The sequence below is a fragment of the Streptomyces sp. SP18BB07 genome, assembly GCF_036322545.1.
Taxonomy (GTDB): domain Bacteria; phylum Actinomycetota; class Actinomycetes; order Streptomycetales; family Streptomycetaceae; genus Streptomyces; species Streptomyces deccanensis.
Genome location: NZ_JAQYWT010000268.1, coordinates 1 through 9192, shown reverse-complemented (window position 1 = coordinate 9192; position 9192 = coordinate 1). Strand labels below are relative to the sequence as shown.

At 70.1% G+C, this 9192-nt stretch carries 10 protein-coding genes; 1 reads left to right on the top strand and 9 read right to left on the bottom strand.

The features are described from left to right. Positions 1–106: 106 nt before the first annotated feature. The 7 genes from PUR53_RS11780 to PUR53_RS11750 form a co-directional block, all read right to left on the bottom strand. Positions 107–841, bottom strand: coding sequence for a pentapeptide repeat-containing protein (locus PUR53_RS11780; RefSeq protein WP_329908264.1), 735 nt, complete (start codon positions 839–841; stop codon positions 107–109). 240 nt (positions 842–1081) lie between these two features. Beyond that, a complete protein-coding gene (locus PUR53_RS11775; RefSeq protein WP_329908263.1) occupies positions 1082–1759 on the bottom strand; it encodes a hypothetical protein in 678 nt (225 codons plus the stop codon). Between the two features lie 132 nt (positions 1760–1891). Beyond that, positions 1892–2347 carry a hypothetical protein gene (locus tag PUR53_RS11770; protein ID WP_329908261.1) on the bottom strand — a complete coding sequence of 152 codons (456 nt, stop codon included), beginning with the start codon at positions 2345–2347 and terminating at the stop codon, positions 1892–1894. Further along, on the bottom strand, positions 2344–2811 hold the full coding sequence (locus PUR53_RS11765) for a DUF6354 family protein (protein ID WP_329908259.1): 468 nt from the start codon (positions 2809–2811) through the stop codon (positions 2344–2346). Before PUR53_RS11765 ends, PUR53_RS11770 begins: the two co-directional genes overlap by 4 nt. 156 nt (positions 2812–2967) lie before the next feature. After that, complete coding sequence (locus PUR53_RS11760; protein WP_329908257.1) at positions 2968–3417, bottom strand: hypothetical protein; 450 nt, start codon at positions 3415–3417, stop codon at positions 2968–2970. Positions 3418–3663: 246 nt separating this feature from the next. Next, the gene (locus PUR53_RS11755) at positions 3664–5226 is read right to left on the bottom strand and encodes an esterase/lipase family protein (RefSeq protein ID WP_329908255.1); all 1563 of its coding nucleotides are present in this window, start codon (positions 5224–5226) and stop codon (positions 3664–3666) included. Then, the gene (locus PUR53_RS11750) at positions 5219–7936 is read right to left on the bottom strand and encodes a CHAT domain-containing protein (protein ID WP_329908254.1); all 2718 of its coding nucleotides are present in this window, start codon (positions 7934–7936) and stop codon (positions 5219–5221) included. The genes PUR53_RS11755 and PUR53_RS11750 overlap by 8 nt, the downstream gene beginning before the upstream one ends. Before the next feature lie 315 nt (positions 7937–8251). Here PUR53_RS11750 and PUR53_RS48145 point away from each other — a divergent pair, with 315 nt between their 5' ends. Beyond that, complete coding sequence (locus PUR53_RS48145) at positions 8252–8533, top strand: DUF6300 family protein (protein ID WP_443080295.1); 282 nt, start codon at positions 8252–8254, stop codon at positions 8531–8533. A 182-nt stretch (positions 8534–8715) separates the two neighbouring features. Here PUR53_RS48145 and PUR53_RS11745 read toward each other — a convergent pair whose 3' ends face one another. Both PUR53_RS11745 and PUR53_RS48140 read right to left on the bottom strand, forming a co-directional pair. Continuing rightward, on the bottom strand, positions 8716–8928 hold the full coding sequence (locus tag PUR53_RS11745) for a hypothetical protein (protein ID WP_329908253.1): 213 nt from the start codon (positions 8926–8928) through the stop codon (positions 8716–8718). A 133-nt stretch (positions 8929–9061) separates the two neighbouring features. After that, positions 9062–9192 (bottom strand): helix-turn-helix domain-containing protein (locus tag PUR53_RS48140; protein WP_443080294.1); only part of this gene is annotated, 131 nt, incomplete at its 5' end.

Below are 9192 nucleotides of genomic sequence, written 5' to 3'. Positions count from 1 at the left end.
GGCGGCGAGCATGCGCACTCGCTCCCGCGCGGCCTGGCCTTGAGGAGTGAGGCCACCACCCTGCGCATACCTCATAGCCACGAACTACCGCAGGGATCAAGCGATGTCACCCCCGACAACTCAACGGAAAGGTCAGTAGGTCCGCTTCGCGTAGCCGGGCACGTGTGAGCTTTGCATGACCCAATTGAGCGCCGGTGAGGTCCACTCCGTCGAGCCAGGCATCGGTGAGATCCATCCCATCGAGCCAAGCACCGGCAAGATGACAACCGCGGAGGTCGATGATTTCAGTGCTGTCGACAAGACGACGTGATGAAGGGCGAGTCAGTGCGCGCAGTGCTGCCATTACATCCTCGGCCGGCGCATCTGGCAGCATCGAGCTTTCCCGTTGTGCTGAGCGACCTCGCGCAGCGCGACGAGCTGCAATCACCGCGGAAGTGTTCGACTTGATGCGTCGTCGGGGCGCACGGTCAAGTACGAATGCGTTGAGGACTCTCGCGGCGTGTGTGGCCTGCTCGGGAACTTCCTGCACGATCTGTTCGAGTGCGAAGATGCCACCGACGCGGATATACAACTGGTCCGAACCGAGCCGCTCCAGAGCCTTCGTGAACCGGTCGGTTGCTTGGCCGCGCACAGACAAGCGGTAAGTACGGGCGGTGTATAGCAGCGCGATGGAAGCACCGATCGCCACCACGCTCTGCACAACTGCTGTGCGGAAACCAGTAACCAAATTCGCGGAGCCTGAGCGCAGATCGTCGCTGCGAAGGTACTTGCCGTCGAACCACCACGGCCCACGCCAAAGGACCAGAGGTAGTCCAACGATTAAGACAACGCTGAACAGCATCAGAAGCAGCCCCCGCGGTCGTGCCCGCAGCCACCTTGCTGGCGGCGCCAGCAGCCCCTTCGCTCGCTGGTAACCGCCTCTAATGTGCATGCCTCATCACATCCCATCACCCCCGCCTTACCCGTGAGGAAGTGAGTGTCGATTTGATCGTTTCGCTCTACGCCAGAACAGAAATGCGGCCTGTCCCTGGTGGAGCAGCCCGCCGCAGTAAGCGCGTACCGCAGCAATACGAGCGGCTGGTCAGGCGGCCAGGCCCAGGAGCCGGGTGGGGTTCTGGTTCCAGGGGACTCGCTTGCGGCGGTAGGCGTCGAAGGCGGTGCTGCGCAGGGAGTGCCGGGAGTGCAGGGCGACCGTCTCGGGCGGGTTGCCGGCGGCCAGGGCCTGCTGGATCCAGCCGCGGCGGAAGCTGTGGCCGGTGACGCGGCGGGCGGCGGCGTGGGCCGCGCGCCGGGTGGTGCGCCAGGTCTTGAGGATGGCGTTGGCCTCTTCGGCGGTGGGCGCCGCGGCGGCGGCCGCGAAGGCCTCCTGCCTCGCCCGGGCCGCGGCGGCGCGCTCTTCGGGGGTGGGGGCGGGGGTGAGCTGGGCGGCGCGGGCGGCGGCTTTGATGATGTCGTTGACGGTGTCGGCGGTGATGCCGCCGCGGCGGCGGTCGTCCTTGGGTGGGCGGCCGGCGGCCTTGGCGCCAATGTTGCCGTGGCGGTCGATGCGGCGCAGCAGCGGGCCGGGGGTGAGCTGTCCGTCGTGGGCGAGGATGTCGAGCCATTCGCGCAGGGCGTGGATGGGGCACAGTTCCTGATCGGCGGGGGCGAGGATGCGCACCTCCTGGCCGCGCGCGGCCTGGTCGGCCTTGGAGCGGCGGATCTTGATGATCAGGGCCTGGTGGGACCGCTTGCGGCCGTCCTCGTCCTTGATCTGCACGGTGCGGGACCTTGGCGTCGTGGAGGTTGAGGCGGGCGGGCTCGCTGGCGCGGGCGGCCATCCACCAGGCGATGAGCAGGACGGCGGCGTCCCGCTTGCCGCGCACGGTGGTGCGGTCCAGAGTGCGCACCATCAGGCGCAGTTCGTCCAGATGGCGTCGGCCTGGAGCGGGCCGGGCTCCACCAAGGGGTCGTCGGCCCCCTCGCCGGCGCGGTGGCGGATGACGAGCTGGCAGGCCTTGACCTCCTTGTCCGACAGCGGCTCGCCCTGGATGGCGCGCATCGCGCGCAGGGTGCTGAAGTGGGCCTCGATGGAACTGGCGGGGTGGCCGCGGTCGCCGAGGTCGGAGAGGGAGGACAGGACGCTGTTGGGCTCGTCCTCGGCCCAGTTGTAGGTGGCGCACCACAGGGCGTACGAACTCCAGCGGCTGGCCCGGGCGTTGCGGGAGCTGCGTGGGACGGCGTTGCTGAGCTTGCGGGCGGCCGACGCCGAGATCCGCTCTCCGGCGGGAGACACGATGTCCGGCTCGGCCCGGCGCCGGGCGGCCGGGACGCGGCCGGCGGTGGGGACGAGTCCGTGGGACGTCATGACGGTTGCGACTCCTCACGGCGGGACGCGGCGGCGGGCAGGCAGGAGGGGCACCAGCGCTCGCCGGGGCGGCCGGTCAGGTCGCGGGGCACGTCGCGGATGCCGCCGGGCACTGCCATGCCGGGTCCGTCGTCGCACAGGATGCGGTGGGCGTCGCAGTCGCCGTTCTCCTGGTTGGTCAGTGGCCGGGTGTAGCGCGGGTCGGCGGCCACCGCATCGGTCTCCGCCAGCAGCTCGAACTTGCGGGGATTGCCGAGATTGCTGACGTGGATAGGGGTGGTGCGTCCGACGAGGGCACCATTCTGGTGCAGATCGTGCTCGACGACGCAGGCGGCGCGGCCATCGGGGCCGGTGGGGCCCACGCGCAGCCGCCGGTCCCGGTCGGCCATGTACCGGTCGAGGTCACGGTAGAGCTGCCCCTCCTCGACCATGCGCCCCGTGCTCTGCGGGATCTCCCTCGTCATCTTCTCCCCCTGTGCTCCCGGGCCATCCTGACGAAGTCCTTGCGTTAGCCGGATACCTGCGGACGCCGCTTGTCGTGTCCCGCGCGATTCCTGATTCCGGCTAAGCAGACCCACCACGAGCCAATAATCAGTTACAGCTGGAAGGGATGGTCACTCTCAGGCGGCCTCCTCTTCGTCCTCGTGCACGTCCTCGATTCCTCCCTGGTCCCTCAGCTCCGCCAACTCTGTCTCCACGGCGTGCTTGTCACTGAAAGCTTGGGCCACCTCCTTGAGAGTCACAAGATCGATCTTTGCGACACCGCGTGCTACCGACAGGAGGGAACGGAGTCGTCGAGGCACACGATCATCGGGGCGTACTCCGTACCACTGCTCGGCGATCAACTCGTGAACCTCACGCTCGGGAATGCCAAGTACCGCCGCGATACCGGGGACGTACTTCGGTGCAGGCGGAGTGTCCATCTGCCACCTGGCCATGTTGTTCCACCACGCGGAAGAGCGACTGCCGTCCTTCCCGCTGACGTCCCACGTCGTCGCCTCCATCTGGTTGAAGGTCATCCCTGCCGCGTTGCGCTCACGCACCGCCTCGCTGAACACGTCGTTCGCCATGGAACCAGTATTCAGACAGATGAATGGGACGTCTATTGAAATGAACAAACTCAGCACTTCGCGTCATCACACAGATGGACATCCGTTCGCATGCAGACCAGTTGGGGCGGCAGCGGCTACCCGTTCTCGCCTCAGGTCGCCAACGTCTCCTACGCCCAGCGCGAATGCACGAACATCCGAGGCGTCTCGCCTTTCCTGGGTGCCAGGGCCTTTCGTGCCGCGGTAAACGGCACGTCCGGAGCGCGGTCAGCTCCCCGGCAGCCACTGTGAGAGGCCAGCGCGGACCTGTGCCTCTCGGAAGAAGCCGCTGTGGGCGACGGCGCTTGCCGACGGGACGACGAGCGGATCGGGCACGACGTACGAACCGGCGCGGTGGACGCCTTCGGTCGGTACGACGAGGTCGTTGCCGACACCGAAGAGCCGGTCCACCAGCGCGTCGAGCGCGCGCATCGCCAACGACGCGTCCTGTGCGGGCTCGAAGTCGGACGTCACCGCGCGCACCGAAACCTCGGACGGGACGGCGGATGCGTTGAGTTCACTGAGCCCCTCCGACGCGGGGTCCATCGCCGCCAGACCGTCCAGCCCGCCGAGGACACCAGTAGCACCGTGCTTCACGACTTCGAGGACGACCTCCAGGGTGGTGCTCACCAGCTCTTCCGGGAACAGCCCGAGCAGATTGGTGAAGACCCCGAGCAGATCGCTCAGTCGCTGCTTCTCGGCTAGGGCCGTGCCCGCGTTGGGGGTGGCGACATGGACGACCATGCGGACGGAAGGGGCGGGCCGTCCCGCGCCCGCCAGGCCGTCCTGGCTCAGGTGGCGGGCGACGAGACCGCCGCGTGAGTGGGTGACGATGTCGAGGGTGAGTCGCCGGTCGGCGGGCAGGTGCTCCAGGAGCCAGCGCGCGTTGTCGACCGGGTCCAGGTGGACGGTCGGATGGTCGAAGACCAGGACGCGGCCGTCGTAGCGCCGGTGGAGGTCGTGCAGCAGCGGCTCGTCCTCGGCGATGCCGCGAAAGCCGGTGCGGCACCTGCTGAAGGTGCCGTGGACGAAGAGCAGGAAGGGCCGGTCGGCGAGCTCGGCGAGCCGGCCCGCGCTCACCGGCACGCCGGACCCCTCACCGGGCCTGTCACCCGGCTGTTTGCCTGGCGCGAGGAATGTCTGCGGGGTGGTGAGCCAGAGCCCGTACGGGCGGTGCTTCTCCTCCCATCGGCTGACCGCGAAGTCGGCCGCGAGACCGGCTGCCCGCTCGATGGGGAACCGCAGCAGGTGCAGGACCTTGCCGACACCGAACCCGACGATGCCCCGGTCCGCCGCCGGCCCGGCGGCGGGGAGCGCGAACTGCTCCATCGGAACACGGAACGTCTGGGCCCCGGCGGCCCGGTCCGTGCGGCCACCCCGCACCGCCGCTCCTGGGAACACCCAGCGCACGACCCCGGTCGCGTCTGCCTCCAGCAGGACCTGCCCCTCGTCCGGAGGGGGCGCAGGCGCCTCCAGGAGGAGGTGCGGGCCGGGAGCGACGCTCCGATCGGGCCCGCGGGGGCGGCGTGGCACGGCCAAGTCGCGCAGCGGCACGGTGAGCACCGGCCGCATCCCGGCCTCCTGCGCCGCGGTGCCCAGCAGGCGCGCAGCGGGCTCGGGGAGGTCATCGGCGAGAAGTTGTTCGGGCAGCCCGCCAGGGGCCGCGTCGCGCACCGGCGTCCCTGCCGCGGCCCATCGGCGGACCTCGCCGACGCGGCCGCCGACCTCCGAGGAGCGCAGGACCAGACCATAGGGGAGTTCGCTGCGTCCGTCCCGTTCGAGATCAGGCATCGTCCGTTCCTTCCCGTTCCGCCGAAGGGCCTTCCGCGGTCCACTGGACGGTCAGCCGAGGGTGGCCGAAGAAGAGATAGGCGAGCGGGGTCGAGAGCTCGGCCCCGGCCGCGCCGAGCGTTCCGGCACGCCGCCTGCGCAGGTACTCGGCGGGGGCCGTGCCGCCCTTCAGCACGGCCTTGTAGAAGTCCTGGGCGAAGTTCTTGGCGACCTTGTCGTCGACGTTCCACAGCGGGGCGACGGCCGCCTGCGCCCCGATGCCGAGGAAGGCGGGCACCATGCCCGCGTACGCGCCCAGCTCGCTGCGGCCCTGCCCGACCTGGCAGGCGTTGAGGAACACGAGCCGCACCCCGCTGGCCTCCACTCCGCTGACGGACCGTCGGCTCAAGTACGTGCCGTCCACCATCTTCAGACCGTCCTCCAGCTCTTCCGTGCTGAACTTCCCGTGCACGGCGAGGTGGAGGATCTCCGGCCCCCGCTCGCCCTCCAGGGCCATGAGCACCTGGTCGGTGGTGGCGTCGACGGGATTCGCGCGGTAGTGCCGGATGAGGTGTTTGGCCTCGGCCTTCGCCTCCTTGAGTTCAGCGACGGTGTAGTCCCCGGTCACCACGGACATCGTGCGGGGTTGCAGATGCGCGGGCGGGGCCGGGGTGCGCTGCCGGTCGCCGTAGATCCAGCGGCCGACAACCGCCTGGGCACCGAGGTGGGCCGGGGCCGCCGGGTCCAACGGCTCCGACAGCAGGGCCAGTTCCCAGGGGACGTACGGGTCCCAGGTGGCCAGGAGCACGCTCGGCGGACCGGCCCCGTCCCCTGCGGCCCGCAGGGCGGCCCACACCTCCTCCGGCACGGCGCCGCTCACCTCACGGCCGACTCCCTTGAGGTAGTGGGCCAGGTCGTAGGCGTCCTTGCGCTCCTGCACGCCGCGCATGACAGAGCGTGCCCAGTCGGCCTCACCGCCGAGCGTGGTCACGAGCGGCTTGTCGCAAGCGCCGACGCCCGGGTGCGGCGAGCGGTACAGCCAGCAGTGCTGCCGCCCGTCGCCGTCGTTCCCCGGGGCCACGACGATCTCCAGATCCGGCCTGGTGCCGGCGTCCGCCTCTTCCGGCAGCACCCATACGCCTCCGGCCGCCTGCATCCGCAGCTCGTCACCGGCCGGCTCCCCGGGCGCCTCCCCCACCCATACGGTCCGGTGGGCGACCCCGACGACGCTGCCGGCGACCGCGTACACCGCGGTGATCACCCGCTCCGCGGCCAGGGACGGATCGTCCACCGCCCGTAGTCGGAGCATCCGGTACGGGTACGGGTCGTCCGGCCCGGCCCGCATGCGCACAGTGAGCGGTTCCTCACCGACCACGGCGAAACCGTGCGCCAGGACGGAGACGTCGAGCGTGAACGCGTCGGCGGGGACGGTGAGGGGGGCGGGCTGGACGACCTCGGGCGTGGGGAACGGGGCCAGCCCGACGCGCAGTTCGAAGGCTTCCTCGGGCACGACGTGCTGGGGGGCCTCGAGACGGGCGTAGGCCTCGCGGGTGGGGGCGGTAACCGCAGTGCCACCCGCCACGGCTCGGACGCGAAACTCGCGCTCGGCGCCCCTGCGTCTGAGCCAGTTTCGGAGGCGGCCGGGCACTGGGTGCCGGCCTGTCCCTTCGACGGGTGCCTGCCCTCCCCCGGCCACGCTCCCGTATCCCGGGGGCGGCGCAAGGGGCCCGGCCGGCGGGCCCGACGGCTGCGCGGTCTCCTCGCGCTGCGGAGGCGAGGGCGGGGGCGGTGCGGGATAGGGCACTTCGAACACATGGGCGGGGCGAGGGGGGAGATGGGCGCCTGTCGTCGGCTCGTCGGCTTCCCCGTATCCGGTCTCCGGCTCCAGCAGCCGCGTCAGGTGGGCGAGTTCGCCGGGGCGGGAGGTCGGCTCCGGCCAGCGCACGGGAGGGCGGCCCAGATGGGGCGCCACCCTGGACAGTCCTCGCAGCGTGGCGAGGCGTTCGTCCGGGTCCTCACCCCTGAGCCGTGCGACAACACTGCCGACCACCTCGGCCGGCGGCGCGAGGCTCAGCACCGCACCCAGCCAGTCGGCCCGGCCCTCGGGCACCGCCCGAGAGAGCTGAGGGAGATCCGCCGCAAGCGCGTCCGGCAGCACCTCGACGACCTGTCCGAGGCGCTCAGTGGCAGCCCGGAGGGTCTCGTCGTCCTCGTCCACGGCATCCACGAGGGTGGCGATCAGCACCGACAGCAGCCGCTGCCTCCTACTTACGAAGAGGGAGGCGAGCGGGGACAGGTCGGACGGGAAGCCACGACCGTCCAGGAGGCGTTCGGTCACAGCCAGTTGCACGGCCAGAGCGGAAGCCCACTCGCCCGGATCGTCCCGTACCGAAGGTGTGACGGCAGGCCGCTCCGGGGTGGCCAGCGCCCGCCGCGCCGCGTCCTGGTGGGCCGAGCCGTCGTCAGCGGCCCACCCTTCCAGGACGGCACGCACCTCGATCACAGGGAGGTGTCCGGCCGCCTCGACCAGGGAGTCCGGCACCAGGGCCTCCGCCCGGAAACGGCTGAGGACCAGCTCCGCGACCTCCTCCGCAGCCGGTTTGTCCAGCGGGAGCGCGGCGCACGCCGCGAGGGCCTCGGTGCGCAGGCTGCGGTTGACCTCATGGACGGCGAGGAGCAGCAGCGGTCCGAGGTCGTCGGGCGTCAGTAAGCGGTGCGAGCGTGAGGCCACGGCTCAGCCCTCCGGGAAGATCGGCCCCACCACTCACGGTAGCCCGGGGAACCTCCCCAGTCTTCTTGTACGTCGCCGTTCAGCCGCAGCGCGTCTCCAACAGCCGCTGCCACACCTCACTGATCGTGCGTAAGTAGGCCCGCGCCCGAGACGCTCCCGAGGTCGTAGTCGACGGCGCCTACCCTGTGGCCCCGTGGGCATCGGCAAGAGCGAGGCCAACCGCCGCCGTCTCCTGGTCGGTGAAGAGACCGGGGGCGGCGGAGTGGGCGCCCCAGACGAAGGTAACCTCGCCGTCTTCCGGGAGCACGCCCAGGACTGGGCAGGCGTCGCCAGACATCGTCGTGGATAGAGCTCTGCCCGGCCTGCGATACGCCCCGTCCTGCCGGACGGGCCTTCATCCGCTGGCACCGAGACACCGCCCGCGATCCGGCGGTGCTCCGCCATCTATTCGAGGACTGGGAGACCGAGACCATGCACTCCCACGACTGGGCCCGTGCCACCGAGCCCGAGCCGCCCTCCAGTCTGCCTCGCCACCCGGCCTTACACCGCGCGGACACGGCTGACCGCGTCTCCATCAACCCTCGTCACCAGCTATAAGCAGGCCCTGAGGAATTTCAGCCTGGTACGACACCGCACGTCGCCCGGGATGAGGCGGCCCGGATCGTGGCGTAGGCGAGGCTCCTGCGAGACGTGGCTGCTCACTGGCCGATCGATGCGGAACGTCGTGAACCCGCCATGCGAGGTGCCCCGGCGGATGGCGCCTGCCGCCGGGGCACAATCTACTTGTAGCCCCTAGCGCCGGACTTCCGGGCGATCAACACTGCCACCGCCCGGGCGTGGTTGGCCATGGCGCGCAGGTGGTCGGTGATGGTCTTCGCGGGGTGCCTGGCGGACGGACCGCACGGGGCCATCGGATTGGACGCGAGAGCGACGAGCCAGAGGAGTCCGAGCAGGGCTGGAACGGTCTGGGTGAGCTCTGCGATGTACGTCAACACGGTGGAGTCTTCCTCCCGTTGTCGTGATGTGGGTGCGCCGGGCGCCTCGGCACGGCTCAAGAATCACGACAGGGAAAACAAGATTGCAAACCGCGTTTTAGCAGGTCACGGAGACCTCTAAGCTTGTCTTTTAACCTCGGGCCTGCTGGTCGTTGAGCAACTGCGAGACGCGCTGGGGTGAGACTCCCAAGACGTGTGCGATGTCCCTGCCGGTCAGGCCGTGCTCGTTGAGTGCTGCGGCTGTGCGCCGTAGCTCTACTG

Bases quoted from the DNA above. Each gene is read 5' to 3' on its own strand.
- PUR53_RS11770 (WP_329908261.1), bottom strand. From the start codon at position 2,347: ATGACGTCCCACGGACTCGTCCCCACCGCCGGCCGCGTCCCGGCCGCC.
- PUR53_RS11765 (WP_329908259.1), bottom strand. From the start codon at position 2,811: ATGACGAGGGAGATCCCGCAGAGCACGGGGCGCATGGTCGAGGAGGGG.
- PUR53_RS11760 (WP_329908257.1), bottom strand. From the start codon at position 3,417: ATGGCGAACGACGTGTTCAGCGAGGCGGTGCGTGAGCGCAACGCGGCA.
- PUR53_RS11780 (WP_329908264.1), bottom strand. From the start codon at position 841: ATGCTGTTCAGCGTTGTCTTAATCGTTGGACTACCTCTGGTCCTTTGG.
- PUR53_RS11755 (WP_329908255.1), bottom strand. From the start codon at position 5,226: ATGCCTGATCTCGAACGGGACGGACGCAGCGAACTCCCCTATGGTCTG.